General features: G+C 68.1%; 9 protein-coding genes and 2 tRNA genes. 4 read left to right on the plus strand and 7 right to left on the minus strand.

Going from position 1 to position 15,701, the window contains the following annotated elements; genetic code table 11:
* Window positions 1–194 precede the first annotated feature (194 nt).
* The 3 genes from ABIC21_RS16270 (at window position 195) to ABIC21_RS16280 (ending at window position 4,798) form a co-directional block, all read left to right on the plus strand.
* Complete coding sequence (locus ABIC21_RS16270) at window positions 195–2,234, plus strand: TPM domain-containing protein (protein WP_354351413.1); 2,040 nt, start codon at window positions 195–197, stop codon at window positions 2,232–2,234.
* Between the two features lie 138 nt (window positions 2,235–2,372).
* Entirely contained in the window at window positions 2,373–3,158 is a 786-nt protein-coding gene (locus ABIC21_RS16275; RefSeq protein WP_282381562.1) for a PspA/IM30 family protein, read from the plus strand.
* 200 nt (window positions 3,159–3,358) lie between these two features.
* Window positions 3,359–4,798: a cryptochrome/photolyase family protein gene (locus tag ABIC21_RS16280; RefSeq protein WP_354351414.1), complete on the plus strand. Its 1,440-nt coding sequence runs from the start codon at window positions 3,359–3,361 to the stop codon at window positions 4,796–4,798.
* 115 nt (window positions 4,799–4,913) lie between these two features.
* Here ABIC21_RS16280 and ABIC21_RS16285 read toward each other — a convergent pair.
* From ABIC21_RS16285 to ABIC21_RS16300, 4 genes are all read right to left on the minus strand, one after another.
* A tRNA-Met gene (locus ABIC21_RS16285) sits at window positions 4,914–4,987 on the minus strand.
* Window positions 4,988–5,131: 144 nt separating this feature from the next.
* A tRNA-Met gene (locus ABIC21_RS16290) sits at window positions 5,132–5,205 on the minus strand.
* Between the two features lie 203 nt (window positions 5,206–5,408).
* Window positions 5,409–8,429, minus strand: a complete 3,021-nt coding sequence (locus ABIC21_RS16295) for a UPF0182 family membrane protein (RefSeq protein ID WP_354351415.1) — start codon at window positions 8,427–8,429, stop codon at window positions 5,409–5,411.
* Between the two features lie 145 nt (window positions 8,430–8,574).
* Window positions 8,575–9,723 carry a YlbL family protein gene (locus tag ABIC21_RS16300; protein WP_354351416.1) on the minus strand — a complete coding sequence of 383 codons (1,149 nt, stop codon included), beginning with the start codon at window positions 9,721–9,723 and terminating at the stop codon, window positions 8,575–8,577.
* A 236-nt stretch (window positions 9,724–9,959) separates the two neighbouring features.
* On the opposite strand from ABIC21_RS16300, the gene ABIC21_RS16305 reads away from it, so the two are divergent.
* Window positions 9,960–11,483, plus strand: a complete 1,524-nt coding sequence (locus tag ABIC21_RS16305; RefSeq protein ID WP_354351417.1) for a zinc-dependent metalloprotease — start codon at window positions 9,960–9,962, stop codon at window positions 11,481–11,483.
* Between the two features lie 108 nt (window positions 11,484–11,591).
* Here ABIC21_RS16305 and ABIC21_RS16310 read toward each other — a convergent pair whose 3' ends face one another.
* From ABIC21_RS16310 to nudC, 3 genes are all read right to left on the minus strand, one after another.
* Window positions 11,592–12,230, minus strand: a complete 639-nt coding sequence (locus ABIC21_RS16310) for a M48 metallopeptidase family protein (RefSeq protein WP_354351418.1) — start codon at window positions 12,228–12,230, stop codon at window positions 11,592–11,594.
* A complete protein-coding gene (locus tag ABIC21_RS16315; RefSeq protein ID WP_354351472.1) occupies window positions 12,230–14,371 on the minus strand; it encodes an ATP-dependent DNA helicase UvrD2 in 2,142 nt (713 codons plus the stop codon). The genes ABIC21_RS16310 and ABIC21_RS16315 overlap by 1 nt, the downstream gene beginning before the upstream one ends.
* Window positions 14,372–14,521: 150 nt before the next feature.
* On the minus strand, window positions 14,522–15,589 hold the full coding sequence (gene nudC / locus ABIC21_RS16320) for an NAD(+) diphosphatase (protein WP_354351419.1): 1,068 nt from the start codon (window positions 15,587–15,589) through the stop codon (window positions 14,522–14,524).
* Between the last annotated feature and the right edge of the window lie 112 nt (window positions 15,590–15,701).

Consider the following 15,701-nt stretch of genomic DNA (forward strand, 5'->3'; position numbering starts at 1 on the left):
CGGCGGTGCCGTGACCGGTTCAGCGCTTTTCGCTGGTGGCATATTCCCCGCGGTGGACGGCCTATTGGGTGCACCATAGAATCAAATGGAATCGCCACAGCGACCTGCGGCTTTACATCTGCGTGGGGGCGCTGCTGCATTCTGTGACGACCGGTTCGGCCTGAACTGGTCGCAGAAGTGCTGAAGGGTTGCACATGCGGTCTACCTATAAACGTCTCCTCGCCGTTCTTGGTGTCGTCGGACTGCTGGCGCTTCCCGCCGCTCCGGCCCTCGCCGAAGATCCGGTGACGCTCGACCCCGTCACGAAGGTCGTGGACTCCGCCGGGGTCCTGGGCGACCGGAGGGGCGAAGTCGAACAGGCCATCAAGCAGCTCGGCGCCGACCACGCGATGACGTACCACGTCGTCTATGTGGACAGATTCGAGAACCCCACCGACCGGTATGAGTGGGCCAAGAAGGTCGCCGACACGGCCAGCCTCGGCACCAATGCCATGCTGCTGACGGTTGCCACGGACACGCGCCAGTACCTGTTGAGCAAGCCGTCCAACAGCAAGATCACGGATGCCCAGCGCGACACCATCGTGACCAGCGCGGTCGACCCGAACCTGCGCGAAGGCAACTACGCCCAGGCCGCCATCGACAGCGCCGCAGCCATCGGCGATGCCGCCAGCGGAGGCAAGGGCACGGTCCCGTCCGAGGGTGGCGGCGCCGGCAGCGCCGTGCTCGTGGGCGTGGGTGTCGTTGCCGCAGGCGGAGCGGGCGCCTACCTCTATCTCCGCAACCGCCGGAAGAAAGCTGCCGCCGGGGCGCAGGCAGGCTACGGCCCGCAGGGCGCCGAGCTGGATCCGCTGGCCGGACTCACCGTCGAGGAACTGCGCCGCAAGAGCGGCTCACTCCTGATCGAGGCCGACGACGCGATCAAGTCCAGCGAGCAGGAGCTCGGCTTCGCGCAGGCACAATACGGCGACGCCGCCGTCGGGAACTTCACGAAGGCCTTGGAGGACGCCAAGGGCCACATGTCGGAGTCCTTCAAACTGCAGCAGCAGCTCGATGACCACATCCCCGATACCGAAGAGCAGCAGCGGACCTGGCTCGGTGAGATCATCCGCCGTTCCGAGGCCGCACTGGCCTCCCTGCAGGAGCAGAAGGCCGACTTCGATTCACTCCGCGAGCTTGAAAAGAATGCCCCGCAGGCCCTGGCCGCGGTCAGCGCCGGCGCGGGTGAGGCGGAAGCCAAAATTGCCAGCGCCGAGCGTTCCCTCGCCGAGTTGCGCGCCAAGTACGCCGAGAGCGCCCTGGTGCAGGTCGGCGACAACATCAACCAGGCCAAGGAACGCCTCGCCTTCGTGCAGAACGCGTCCGTCACGGCCCAGGAGAAGCTCAGTGCCGGCGAAGGCAGCCTGGCCGCCGTCGCCGTCCGCGCGGCGGAGGAAAGCCTGCACCAGACAAACGTGCTGATCGGCGCCATTACCAAGGTCGCCGGGAGCCTGGACGAGGCCCGCAGCGGCCTGGAGTCCGCCGTCGTGGACACCTCCCAGGACCTGGCCCAGGCCAGGGCCCTGATCCAGTCCGGTGCGCACCCCGAACTCGCCGGACCGGTCGCCTCGGTGGAAGCAGCCCTGGCGCAGGTCAAGGCCGAAATCCAGGGCGGCAAGATCGATCCGATCGCCACCCTGGAGCGGGTCGAGACGGCGCACCAATCGCTGGACGGGGCCCTCTCCGGCATCCGCGACCAGCAGGAGCAGACCCGCCGTGCGCAGGCCTCCCTGCAGCAGAGCATCATGTCCGCGCAGGCGCAGATCAGCGCGACCTCTGACTACATCACCGCCCGCCGCGGCGGCGTGGGCACCGAGGCGAGAACCCGCCTGGCGGAAGCCCAGCGGAACCTCGACTACGCACTGTCCATCTCGCGCACCGACCCCGTCACCGCCCTGCAGTACGCCCAGCAGGCGCACTCGCTCGCGGCGCAGGCGGCGCAGCTGGCCCAGTCCGACGTCGACCACTTCGGCGGCTACGCCAACCAGGGCTACGGCCGCGGCGGGATGTTCGGCGGCGGCGGAGGCGGCGGCCTGGGCGGCGCCATCCTCGGTGGCATTCTGATCAACTCCATCCTGCACGGCGGCGGTGGAGGCGGGGGCTGGGGCGGCGGCGGCGATTCCGGCGGAGGCTGGGGCGGCGGCGGTGACTCCGGCGGAGGCTGGGGCGGCGACTTCGGCGGCGGCGGCGACTTCTAGGCAACAGTCCCGGCAAACACGCCGGGCACCCACAGACTAGGCGCCGGCGGGCACGCTCACGCCGGCGGATAGAAGCGGTACATTTCACTGTTCACCGAAATTCAGTGGGAACCACTGAGCAGGACGAAAGGTAACACCATGAAGCAGTCCATTTTCGGCCGCATGGCGCAGCTGGCGAAGGCCAACATCAACTCCCTGCTGGACCAGGCCGAGGACCCGCAGAAGATGCTGGACCAGATGGTCCGGGACTACACCAACAACATCGCCGAGGCGGAATCGGCCGTAGCCCAGACCATCGGCAACCTGCGGATGCTCCAGGACGATTACAACGAGGACATCAAAAACGCCCAGGACTGGGGCAAAAAGGCCCTCGCCGCGTCCCGCAAGGCGGACGAGTACCGGGCCAAGGGCGACATCGTCGACGCCGAGAAGTTCGACAACCTCGCCAAGGTGGCCCTGCAGCGCCAGATGTCCGCGGAAAACGAGGCAAAGTCCGCCGAGCCGAGCATCGCATCCCAGACCGAGGTCGTGGACAAGCTCAAGCACGGCCTGGGGCAGATGAAGGGCAAGCTCAACGAGCTCACCAGCAAGCGCAACGAACTGGTGGCCCGCTCCAAGACCGCCGCGGCCCAGACGCAGGTGCACGATGCCATGAAGAGCATCGACTTCATGGACCCCACGTCCGAGGTGGGCCGCTTCGAAGAAAAGATCCGCCGCGAAGAAGCCAAGGTGCGGGGCCAGCAGGAACTCGCCGCCTCCAGCCTGGACGCACAGTTCAACTCGCTGGAGGACCTCGGCGAGCAGACCGAGATCGAGGCGCGCCTTGCGGCACTGAAGTCCGGCGGCTCCCCCGCGGCCATTGGCGCCGGTGAAAACCGCGCCGCCGGTTCCACCGTCGACGAGGCGGACTTCGACAAGCTGTAGGCACACCTCCGGCGCGTTACCGCCGAGGATTTGCCACCGGACCTGATGAGGCCGGGCCCGGACCGTCCACCGACGGTTGCTGGGCCCGGCCTCAGCTGTCCCGGAAGGTGCGTCCGCGGTGCGGCTGCGGTGCGGCTGCGGTGCGCCGCCGGTACAGGTGTGGTGCGGCCGCGGCGGGGCTCCGCGTGTACCGTTGACCCATGTCTTCGGGAACCCTTTCTTCGACCCTTGTCTGGCTCCGCGACGACCTCCGGTTGGACGACAACCCGGCCCTGAGCGAAGCGGCGTCGCTGGGACAGCCGCTGACCGTGGTCTACGTCCTCGACGAATCCTCCCCCGGTGTGCGGCCCCTCGGCGGCGCCACGAAATGGTGGCTGCACCATTCGCTGGCGGATCTCGCCGCCGGACTGGAAGCCGCCGGATCGCGCCTGCTGCTGCGCCGCGGCGCTGCCGCGGACATCATCCGGGACCTCGCCCGGGAAACCGGCGCCACGACGCTGCTCTGGAACCGCCGCTACGGCGGCCCCGAACGCGAGGTGGATGCCGGCGTCAAGGCCTGGGCCTCGGACCAGGGCCTGACCGCTGCCAGCTTCCAGGCGAACCTGATGTTTGAGCCGTGGACGGTGCGCACCGGGGCGGGCGGGCCGTACAAGGTGTTCACGCCCTTCTGGCGGGCCTGCCTAGATGGCCAGGAGCCCCGGCTGCCGCTGGACGCCCCGGAGAGCCTCCCGGCCCCGGCCGCCGACGCCCAGGGAAGGGTCCCCGCCGGCGACCCGCTCGACAGCTGGGGGCTGCTCCCCCGCCGGCCGGACTGGAGTGCCGGCCTCGCCGGCACCTGGCAGCCCGGGGAAGCCGGGGCCCACCGGCGGCTGGAGGATTTCCTCGACGGCCCGGCCGAGGAGTACGGCACCGGCAGGGACATCCCCGGGGTCGAGGGAACCAGCCGGCTCTCCGCGCATCTGCGGTTCGGCGAGATCAGCCCCTTCCGCATCTGGCACGCACTGCGGGAACACTATGGGCCCGCCGCTCCGGCCGACGTCGGGATCTTCCGCTCCGAACTCGGCTGGCGGGAGTTCTGCTGGCAGCTGCTCTACGAGAACCCGCAGCTGGCGACGCGGAACTACCGGCCCGAGTTTGACCGCTTCGCCTGGCAGACACCTTCAGACGCTGAACTCGAAGCATGGCAGCAGGGCCGCACCGGGTATCCCCTGGTCGACGCGGGGATGCGCCAGCTGTGGCAGACCGGCTGGATGCACAACAGGGTCAGGATGGCCGCCGCGAGTTTCCTGGTCAAGAACCTGCTGGCCGACTGGCGGCTCGGCGAGGCCTGGTTCTGGGACACCCTGGTCGATGCCGACGCCGCGAGCAACCCCGCGAACTGGCAGTGGGTGGCCGGATCCGGCGCCGACGCCTCGCCCTACTTCCGGATCTTCAACCCGGTCACCCAGAGCAAGAAGTTCGACGCCGGCGGACGCTACCTGCGCGGGTTCATCCCGGAGCTCTCCGGCCTGGACGACAAGGCGATCCACGAACCGTGGAAGGCCAATGGTTCGGCTGCGGGCTACCCGGGACCGATTGTCGGCCTGCCGGAGTCCCGTGCCCGGGCGCTGGAGACCTACCAGCGGCTCAAGGACGGCTGAACCGGGCCCCGGACTGCCGGCCGCAGGGACGGGCCGCACCTGGCAGCGGGGGCGGCGGAAACGGGGGCAACAAGAAAGGCCCGGATCAACAGATCCGGGCCTTTCTTTTCTTCAGTTGCGGGGACAGGATTTGAACCTGTGACCTCTGGGTTATGAGCCCAGCGAGCTACCGAACTGCTCCACCCCGCGTCGCTTGATCAACACTACCCTACTTTTGACGCCGTCCGAACCACCGCCCGAGCGGGCGCCCTGCGGGCGGTCGGCGACACACACTGCCGGCTTAAAGCAGAAGGTCCGGGACACTGTTTCCAGTGTTCCGGACCTTCTCTTCAGTTGCGGGGACAGGATTTGAACCTGTGACCTCTGGGTTATGAGCCCAGCGAGCTACCGAACTGCTCCACCCCGCGTCGCAAGATCAACTCTACCTGCCGGTGAACTTGAGGCCAAATCGAGGCGGCGTGATGTGCGTCTCCAGGGTCCGGGGCATCGACCGGCCCGCGTCCGGAGGGAAACCAAAAGGCCGGGTTCCCGCTCCGGTGGGAGCGGGAACCCGGCCTTCAGCCGTACATCAGTTGCTGTGCATCAGTTGCCGTGCCTCAGTATGCCTGCGTCAGCTGCTCGGCGTCGGGGCCGGGGTGGCCGCCGGTGTGGTGGCATCCGGCGCCGGGCTGGCCGCCGGTGCAGGGGCCGGAGTTGCCGCCGCGATCTTGGCTTCGGCGTCGATGGCCCGCTGCAGGGCCGCGGTGAGCTTCTTCTGCTCCTCGCCGTAGGCGGCGAAGTCACCCCTCGCGAGGGCCTCCTGGCCGGCCTTGATGGCGGCGTTCGCCGCATCCAGCGCCGCCTTCAGCTCTGCCTTGGCATCCGTGCTGCCGGGACCGGCCGGAGTCTCCCCCGGCGCCGTGGGCGTGGCAGGGGTCTGCCCGTTATTGGCCGAGTCGCCGGCACTGGCTCCCGACTCACCGCCAAACAACTGGTTCAGTGCCTCATCCAGGGTCGGCGCGAACCCGATCTTGTCACCAAACGCCACGAGGACGCGCTGCAGCGTGGGGTAGGACGTTTCACCCGTGGACCGCAGGTAGACGGGCTGGACGTAGGCCATGCCGCCGCCGACCGGCAGCGTCAGCAGGTTGCCGTTGAGCACCGCGGACGCACCCTGGCGGAGCAGGTTCAGGGCCTGCGAGACGGTCGGGTCCGAGTTGAACTTGTTCTGCGCCTGGCCCGGACCGGGGATGTTGGATTCCGGCGGAATCTGCAGGAGCCTGAGCTGGCCGTAGCTCTCGGCCTTCACACCCTTCTCACTGCCGGCGTCGGAGTCCGCGGCCAAGAAGCCGTAGAGCACGTTGCGGGCGTTTCCGTTGACGACCTGCGGGATGAACGATGAGGTCAGCTGGAACGCCGGCTTGTCCTGGTCAGGCATCTTCAGGGACATGTAGTACGGCGGCTGCTTGACGTCGTCCTGCACAGTCGGATCGTTCGGGACGCTCCAGGCGTCGTTGTTGGTGTAGAAGTTGTCGGGCTGGGTGACGTGGTAGCGGCCCAGGAGTTCCCGCTGGACCTTGAACAGGTCTTCCGGGTAGCGGACGTGGCTCATGAGCGCTCCGGACATTTCCGAGAACGGCTTCAGCGAAGACGGGAAGATATTCTGCCAGGACTTCAGCACCGGGTCCTGGTCATCCCAGGCGTAGAGCGTCACCTTTCCGTCGTACGCGTCCACGGTGGCCTTGACCGAGTTGCGGATGTAGTTGACGGAGGTGTTCGGCAGGGAGGCCGTCCGCCCCGCGGTGGTCTGCGAGTCGGCGGTGGCCTCGGAGAGCTGCTCCTGCTGGGAGTACGGGTAGTACTGGCTCGTCGTGTAGCCGTCCACGATCCACTTCACCCGTCCGTCGACGACGGCGGGGTAGGCGTTGCCGTCCACGGTGAGGTACGGGGCAACCTTTTGGACACGCTCCCGGGGGTTGCGGTCGTAAAGGATCTGGGATTCGGGGTTGACGCCGTCGGAGAGCAGCAGGTCCGAGGACTGGAACTTAATCGCGTAGAGCACCTTGTTGAAGAAGCTGCCCACGTTCGGGCCGCCGTCGCCGGTGAAGGTGTACTGGGTTTCGCCGTCGCCCTCCTTGGCGGCGGGCCGGTCCTGCTCGCGGTTCGGGGCACCTTCGGGGGCGCCGACGACTGAGTAGTCTGCCGAGTTCTCGCCGAAGTAGATCCGCGGCTGGTAGGTCGAGTCATCGCCGAGCACGCCGGTGGACGGGATTCCGGCCTGCAGGAACTCCGGTTTGCCGTCGACGGTGAACTTGTTGCCCTTGGCGGCGACGACGCCGTAGCCGTGCGTGTAGACGACGTGGCGGTTCAACCAGGACTGCTGGTTGGCGCTCAGCCCGTCCGGGTTGAGTTCGCGGACCGCGATAACGGTGTCCTGGACCTTCCCGTCAATCTCGTAACGGTCCACGTTCAGGGCGCTCGGGAACTGGTAGTAGGGCCGGTACTGCTCGAGCTGGGAGAACGCGTCCGAGATCAGGTTGGGGTCCAGCAGCCGGATGTTGGCCGTGGTCTGCGCGTCGGGGGCCAGGGCGCCCGTGGTGGGGTTGGTGGTCGCGTTGTACCGGGTTTCCTGGATCTTATCGAGGCCGTACGCCGAGCGGGTCATGTTGATGTTGCGTTCGATGTACTGCTTTTCCAGCGTCTGCTCCGAGGGCCGGACCTGGAACTGCTGGATCACCCAGGGGTAGACGCCGCCGGCCAGGATCGAGGTGATGACGAGCATGGCGGTGCCGATGACGGGCAGCCGCCACTTGCCGATCACGGCGGCGACGATGAACAGCACGGCCACGAGGACCGCGGCCACGGCCAGGATGGCTTTGGTGGGGATGACGGCGTTGACGTCCGTGTACAGCGCACCGGCCCAGCGGCCGCCGCTGTTCTGCACGGCGGCGTAGCGGTCGAGCCAGAAGTTGGCGCCCAGCAGGAGCAGGAAGGCTGCACCGGACACGGCGAGGTGGATCTGCGCCGCGCGGCTGGTGAAGATGCCGCGTTCCATGATCCGGATGCTGCCGTAGAGGTAATGCGTCAGGATGCCCGCGACGCCGGCGACGATGGTGACGCTGATCAGGAAGCCGGTGACGAAGCCCAGGAACGGCAGGGTCATCAGGTAGAAGCTGATGTCGAGCCCGAACTGCGGATCGTTCTGGCCGAACGACTCCTGGTTCAGGAACAGGAGCACCTTCTGCCACTGGCTGGCCGCGGCGCTTCCGGCGAACAGGCCGAAGAGGACCGGCAGGCCGATCATCACGACGCGGCGGATCGGTTCAAGCTGGACCTGGTAGCGGTTCAGGTTGTCCCGGATCTCCGAGTCCGGTGCGTACACCGGGCGGGCGTGGTAGGCGATCCGGATGGCGAAGAAGACGGCGGAGAACATCAGGGCGAAGCCGGCCAGGAAGATGGCGATGCGTGCCAGGTTCTCGGTCAGGAAGACTTCGAAGAAGCCCAGCTGCTGGTACCAGAGGACGTCCGTCCAGACATTGGCGAAGAAGATGAAGCCCACGACGATCACGGCCACAACAATTAACGTCGGCGTCAGTGCGCTGCGTCGTTGTTGGGGTCTTCCGGGCGGGACGGTGCTGGCGGGACGGGACAAACTCGGTACCTCATAGCTGGTCGTCAGTTACTGGTTTTTAGTTATCTGTGCGGTGCCTCGAAGCGACCGCCGGCACCGCCCCTACAGGGCGGCGAAGCCGTCATAAGTGCCACGAGTGGCGGCGGATCTTAGTTCCGCCGTCAGTCTAGTTGGTGGAGCAACCCGGAAGCCCGGATGTGTCGGCCCCGGACGCGGCCAGTTCGACCGCTTTCCGCGCGTCGGCCAGATTCTCGACCCTCACCACCTGCAGGCCGTCCGGAATATGACCGACGACGTCGTCGCAGTTTGCGGCCGGGGCCAGGAACAGGGTGGCGCCTCCGGAGCGTGCGCCGTGCATCTTCTGGCTGATGCCGCCAATCGGACCGACAACTCCGTCGGGGGTGATGGTTCCGGTGCCCGCGACGTGTTTGCCGCCGGTCAGGTCGCCGGGGGTGACCGTGTCCACGATGCCCAGGGCGAACATCATTCCGGCACTGGGACCGCCGACCTTCTCCAGGGAGATCTTGACGTCGAAGGGGAACTTGAACTGGTACTGCAGCAGCACCCCGAGGATGAACCGTCCGGCTTCGGTCTTGGATGGCGTGATGCTGGTGCTCACGTTGCTGCCGCCGCGGTCGACGACCACCTCCACCGGGGCACCGTTGCCGGCGGCCAGTTCAGCCTGGACGACGCTCAGCGCGGTCGCCGTCTTGCCGTTGACAGACACCACCACGTCGCTTTCCTGGAGCTTGCCGGCGGAGGCCGAGCCCTCCGGGATGCCCGCGATCTGCATTTTCTGCTCGAATGCGATCCCCAGATCCGTGAGGGCTGAGGCCACGGCGTTCTCCTGCGAGGTGGTCATCGCGACGGCGCTTTCCTGCTGGGACTGTTCCTTGGTCACACCGGTGGGGAACACGAGCTCCTCCGGATAGACGCCCTTGGCGCCGTTGAGCCAGGCGGAAAACGCCTCGAAGACCGTCACCGGCCCGTTGGGGCCGCCGTCGACATAGACAGTGGTCAGGTCCAGGTTGCCCTTGGCGGGAAAGGCCTCGTGGCCGGTGACGCTGATGACGGGTTGGCCGTTGTCAGTGCCCAGGGTGTTGAAGGTGGGGCCAGGTGACTCGACGACGTACGGGACGGGCAAGCTCAGGGCGGTGATGCCCAGCGCCAGTGCGAGTAGTCCCGAAGCGAGCATGGCTGAAGAGCGATTGTCCCACTTACGGCCGGAACGTGATCCGGCCAGGAGGGCCCTGCGGCCCCGGGTCTGGCCGGCCGCCGGCTCGCTGGCGGGCTGCTCACCCTGCGTAATCGTCAATGAAGGACCTCTCCGTGCCGGCGCTCGGGGACCCCGCGGACCCCCTGATCAGCGCACCGCTCCCGCGCCCTAAGCCGCGGCTGCTGCCTGCCAATATTCCAGTTTCTAACACTACGCGCTCGACTGCCGGCCGGGCTCTTTGCCTACAGCGAACGTGGCGGGGTTTCAGCAGACAGCCCGGAGGCTGCGGGGTACCGTGAACGTGAGAAGCAGCCACACCGACGATCGGCGGGATCATGACCTCCAACCCACTCAATCCGTCCAATGGCGACGAGGAACCCAAGGATCCGCTGGCAGAAATGCTGAAGAACCTGATGGGTGGCCAGGGCATGGGGAACATCGACCCCGCGGAACTGGCGAAGGCAGCAGGCCTTCCGGACGACCCAAACCTCCTTGCCCAGATGTTCTCCCAGGTCCAGGCCATGATGAGCGCCTCCTCGGAGGGCCCCGTGAACTGGCAGCTGGCGCACGAAAACGCCCGGCGCGTGGCCGCCAGCGGATCCGACCCGTCCGTCACGGCGCAGCAGTCCCGCGAGGTCGACGAAGCCCTGCGGCTCGCCGAACTCTGGCTTGACCAGGTCACCGGACTGCCGGCCACGGGCCTGATCGGCCGCGCCTGGTCACGGGCGGAGTGGGTCGAGGAAACGCTCGGCACCTGGAAACGCCTGACCGAACCTGTCGCCAACAGCATCGCGAATGCACTGTCCACCGCCATGACCGAGCAGATGCCCGAGGAAATGAAGTCCATGATGGGCGGCGCATCCTCAATGCTGCAGAACATGGGCGGTGCGATCTTCGGCATGCAACTGGGCCAGGCCATCGGCGCCCTGTCGGCCGAGGTGGTCAGCTCCACGGACATCGGCGTCCCTCTCGCCGACCTCGAGATGGCGCTGCTGCCCTCCAACGTGGCGAAGTTCGGCGAAGGCCTCAGTCTGCCGGAGAACGACATCCGGCTGTTCCTGGCCGTCCGCGAAGCCGCCCACGCCCGGCTGTTCGTGCAGGTCCCCTGGCTGCGGGGACACCTCCTCGGCGCCATCGAAGCGTACGCCCGCGGCATCCACATCGACACCTCCAAAATCGAGGAACTCGCCCGCGAACTCGATCCGGGGAACCCCGAGGGCATCCAGGAGGCCCTGTCCCAGGGGGTCTTTATGCCACAGCGCACTCCCGCGCAGGATCAGGCGCTGGAAAAGCTGGAGACCGCCCTCGCCCTCGTGGAGGGCTGGGTCGACGAGCTGAGCTGGGCCGCCACGGAGAAGCTGCTGCCCTCGGCCGCGGCGCTGCGTGAGACGGTGCGGCGCCGCCGCGCCACCGGAGGGCCGGCCGAACATGCGTTTTCCTCCCTCGTGGGACTGGAACTGCGGCCGCGCCGGCTCCGGGAGGCCGCCGCGCTCTGGGCCTTGCTGAAAGACGAACGCGGCGTCGACGGCCGCGACGCGATCTGGCAGCACCCCGACCTGTTGCCCACCGCCGAAGACCTGGAAGACCCGAAAGGGTTCAGCGAACGCCGGAAGCTGGCCGAGGCCAGCGACTCCGAGGTTGACGATGCCCTGCAGAAGCTGCTCAGTGGCGGCTTCGATGAGCAGGAGGACGCCCCGGCGGCCGGGGAAGAACCCGCAGAAGAAACCGGGGAAGGCACCCGCGACGCGGGCGAAGAACCCGCAGAAGAAACCGGGGAAGGCACCCGCGACGCGGGCGAAGACACCGGCGGGACCGGGACTGACGACGCTCCCGGCAACGGCGGGAACCCCAAGTCCTAGGTCTTCGGATGGCCGCGGCTGGAACTTCGGTTCCGGCCGGGGCTTATCCGTGCCGGCGCCGGGACTTACGGTTCCGCGAGGCGGACAGCGCCGGCCGGAACGGAAGCGTCAGACGGACAACGTATCGGCGTCGGCGTCGGCGCCGTCCACGTCATCGTATTCGCCCGGCGTGAGGCCCCGGGACGTGGCGAAGGAGACGCCCTCAAGGAAGGCCTTGGCCCGGGCGGTGTCCGGGTAGGCCTCGAGCAGCCGCCAGAACGCGGCATCGTGGCCGGCCACCAGCAGGTGCGCCAGCTCATGCAGCAGCACGTAGTCGATGACCCACTGCGGCATGGGTTGCAGCTTGTCCGACAGCCGGATGGTCCCCTCCGACGGCGTCGCGGACCCCCACCGCGAGTTCTGGTTGCCCACCCAGCGCACCGAGGACGGGACTGCCCTGCCGCCGAAGTACTTCGCGGAGAGCTCGGCGGCGTGCGCCGCGAGGGCGGCATCGCTGCGCGGACGGCGCCTGCCGGCGCCGCGGGTCCCCCGCTCCCCCTGCAGCCGCAGCTTCTCGAGCATCCGGTGCACCCACTCGCGCTCCTGGGCGCGGCTGAAAGAGGCAGGAATCGCGATCACGGCAGTGCCGTTCTCCCAGAAGGCCGCTACGGTGCGGCGGCGCCGGGCCGAGCGCCGGACTTCCACCGGGGCGCCGTCGGCAGTGGTCAGCGGTGTGCTTCCGGGAACCGCGGGGCTGCTGCCAGCCATCAGAGGGTGGTGCTTTCGACCAGCACTGCCAGCACCGCTTCGCCGTATTTCTCCAGTTTGGACGGGCCTACCCCGGGAAGCTTCGCGAGCTGCTCGAGGGATTCGGGCCGGGCTTCGGCAATGGCCGTCAGGGTGGCGTCGGTGAAGACCACGAAGGCGGGGACGTCGGCCTCGAGTGCGATGTCCTTGCGCCACTGCCGGAGCGCGTCGAAGGTCTGCTCCTCGTAGCTCGGCGGGCACTGGTTGCAGCGGCCCACTTTGCGTTCGGCCCCGGACGAGAGCATGGTCCCGCAGACCCGGCAGGTGGCCGGCACAGCGGCTTTACGGCGCGGTGCCGCCCCCTTGCCGCGGACGAAGGAGCTGGCCACGGAGTCGGGGCGCAGCCCATCCAGGAAGCGCGAGGGCTTCCGGTTGGCGCGCCCGCCCGGGGTCCGTGCGGTGGACCAGGACAGGAACAGGTGTTCTCTGGCCCGTGTGATCCCCACGTACAGCAGGCGGCGTTCCTCGTCCACGGATTCGGGGCTGTCCGCGAACGAGATCGGCATCAGCCCCTCGCTGAGCCCGACGAGGAACACGGCGTCCCATTCGAGGCCCTTGGCGGCGTGCAGCGAGGCCAGGGTGACGCCCTGGACGGTCGGGGCGTGCTGGGCCAGGGAGCGTTCCTGGAGTTCGTTGACGAAGTCGGCGAGGGTGAACTGTGCGCCGCGGCTGATGACGAGTTCGTCGGCCAGCGCGACCAGCGCTGCGAGGGATTCCCAGCGTTCCCGGAGCGCGCCGCCGCTGTGCGGGGCGGCGTCCGTGTAGCCAAGGGAGGCGACGATGTCACGGACCAGCTGGCCCAGCGGCTCGGGGCTGGCCGTTTCGGCGACGGCCCGGGTGGCGGCCCGGAGCTGCAGGATGGCGTCGCGGACTTCCTTGCGGGCAAAGAAGCGTTCTCCGCCGCGCAGCTGGTAACCGATCCCCGCCGACGCCAGGGCCTGCTCGTAGGCCTCGGACTGGCCGTTGGTGCGGAAGAGCACGGCGACCTGGCTGGCCGGCGTGCCGGCGTCGAGGAGCTCACGCACCTTGACGGCCACAGTGGCGGCCTCGGCCTCGTCGTCGGAGCATTCGGTGAACTGCGGCACCGGACCGGGTGGGCGCTGCGCCAGGAGCTGCAATGGCGTGGCCCAGGCGGCGTCGGCGACGGGACCGCCGCTGCGCCGGCCCGCGAGCAGGTCGTTGGCCAGCCTCACCACCTGCGGGGTGGAGCGGTAGTCGCGGATCAGCTTGACGATTGTTGCTTCGGGGTACTGGGCCTTGAACCCGAGCAGATGCTTGGGCGAGGCGCCCGTAAAGGAGTAGATGGTCTGGCTGGCGTCGCCGACGACGCAGAGCTCGTCGCGGCCGCCGAGCCAGAGTTCCAGCAGCCGTTGCTGCAGCGGCGAAACGTCCTGGTACTCGTCGACGACGAAGTGGCGGTACTGCTCGCGGACGGTGGCGGCCACCTTCGGGTCTTCCTGCAGGATGCCCACCGTGATCAGCAGCACGTCCTCGAAGTCGATCACGTTCCGGTCCGTCTTGACGTCCTCATAGGACTGGAAAACGCGGGCGACGGCGGTCAGGTCAAACCCGCCCGGGGCGCCGCGGCCCTGGGCTTTTTCCAGGTAGTTGGCCGGGGTCAGCATCGACACCTTGGCCCATTCGATTTCGGAGGCCAGATCGCGGATCGAGGCCCGGTCAGTGCTGAGGCGCAGCCGCCGGGCCGCCTCAGCAATCATCTGGGCCTTGTGGTCCAGCAGGTTGGGCAGGACACCGCCGACGGCCTGGGGCCAGAAGAACTGCAGCTGGCGCAGGGCGGCGGCGTGGAAGGTGCGGGCCTGGACGTTGCCGACGCCGAGGTCGCGGAGGCGGCTGCGCATTTCGGCCGCTGCCCGCGACGTGAAGGTGACGGCCAGGAGGCGCTGCGGGTTGTAGACACCGGAGTGCACTCCGTAGGCGATCCGGTGGGTGATGGCGCGGGTCTTGCCGGTGCCGGCACCGGCGAGTACGCACATGGGCCCCTGCAGGGTGCTGGCAACTTCGCGCTGTTCGGCGTCAAGGCCGCCGAGGATGCGCTCTTCAAGGGAGCGGTTGTCCGGCGCCCGGGCCTCGGTGTCCGGCACATTGTCGTCCGACGGGCCGGGCGGGAAGGCGCTGGACTGGAAGATATCTGTGTTCACTTCTGCTGCTCAGTCGTTGGAGGGTGTGAGGTGGATGCGCTGCGGTAGTCGATCCGCGGCGCGGGGTTGCCCCCGGGTGTGGTCACGAGAGCCTCACAGGTTGTCCGCGCGGTCCTGGATGACCCCGCCGTACCAGTGCTCGATCAGGGCCCGGGCGATCGACAGCCTGCTGGAGATGACGATCTCGCCGCTGAGTACCGCCGCCTGCAGTTCGCTCCGGCTGAACCAGCGCGCCCGCGTGACCTCGACGCCGTCGGGCGTGGCGTCGGTGTCCGCTGTGGTGGCTGTGAAGCCGAGCATCAGGGAGGCAGGGAAAGGCCACGGCTGGGAACCCAGGTACTGGCAGGCAGTGACCCGGACACCGACTTCCTCGCCGATCTCCCGGACCACTGCCTGTTCCAGCGACTCCCCCGGTTCGACGAACCCGGCGAGGGTGGAGTAGTTCCGGGCATCCGGGGGGCCGCCCCCGCCGAGCAGCAGCCGGCCGTCCGGACCCACCACCGTGACGATGATGGCCGGATCGGTTCGCGGGTAGTGCTCGGAGCCGTCCGCGGGGCAACGGCGGACCCATCCTCCGGATTCCGGCGCCGTGGCGGTACCGCAGCGCGGGCAGTGGGTGTGGGTGGCGTGCCAGTTGGCGACGGCGCTGGCCTCGATGAAGATTGCGGTGTCCGTGGGGTTCAGCGTGGCCGCGACATCACGGAAGCCCGCCCACTGCGCACCCTCGGGGATGCCGGCAACGTGGGCTTCAAATTCCTCGGCCTGGACCTCGAACTGCTGCGGCAGGAGGAAGAGGACCAGTTCGGTGCCCGCCGCCAGGTCCGAGCCGGGCAGGGCGGAGCCCAGGTAGATCAGCTGTTCCGGGGCGTAGGCCGTGTTCTGCAGGTGCTGGGCGAGTTCGGCGGCATCCAGCAGCACCAGGTTGCTGCCGTTGATGAGGGCCTGCCGGCCGGACAGCACCATGGCCCGTGCGGCGCCGGAGCCCAGGATGTCCTCGAGCATCCCGGGCTTGAGCCGCGCGGCGGAGCCTCGGTCAATCAGCGCTGGGCGTACGGGGAGGACAGTGTCCAGGAGGTGGTTGGCGGCCAGGCCTGCGTGCGGGGCGATTGATGTGCCCGTTCGGGCCTGGTTATTAGACGCCGGTGGCTCCGCAAGACTCATGTACCCACCGTACTGACTCCCGCTGACAAATGACATTTCTCCCGGACGTATGTGGGCATCCGCACGTGCCCGCGGGACACAGTGTGGCACGGCACAGGAATGGAGAACCTGA

This window comes from Pseudarthrobacter sp. PvP090, from assembly GCF_040547365.1.
Taxonomy (GTDB): Bacteria; Actinomycetota; Actinomycetes; order Actinomycetales; family Micrococcaceae; genus Arthrobacter.

Excerpts from the sequence above, each read along its gene's own strand:
- ABIC21_RS16270 (WP_354351413.1), top strand. The coding sequence starts at position 195 with ATGCGGTCTACCTATAAACGTCTCCTCGCCGTTCTTGGTGTCGTCGGA.
- ABIC21_RS16275 (WP_282381562.1), top strand. The coding sequence starts at position 2,373 with ATGAAGCAGTCCATTTTCGGCCGCATGGCGCAGCTGGCGAAGGCCAAC.
- ABIC21_RS16280 (WP_354351414.1), top strand. The coding sequence starts at position 3,359 with ATGTCTTCGGGAACCCTTTCTTCGACCCTTGTCTGGCTCCGCGACGAC.
- ABIC21_RS16305 (WP_354351417.1), top strand. The coding sequence starts at position 9,960 with ATGACCTCCAACCCACTCAATCCGTCCAATGGCGACGAGGAACCCAAG.
- ABIC21_RS16310 (WP_354351418.1), bottom strand. The coding sequence starts at position 12,230 with ATGGCTGGCAGCAGCCCCGCGGTTCCCGGAAGCACACCGCTGACCACT.
- nudC (WP_354351419.1), bottom strand. The coding sequence starts at position 15,589 with ATGAGTCTTGCGGAGCCACCGGCGTCTAATAACCAGGCCCGAACGGGC.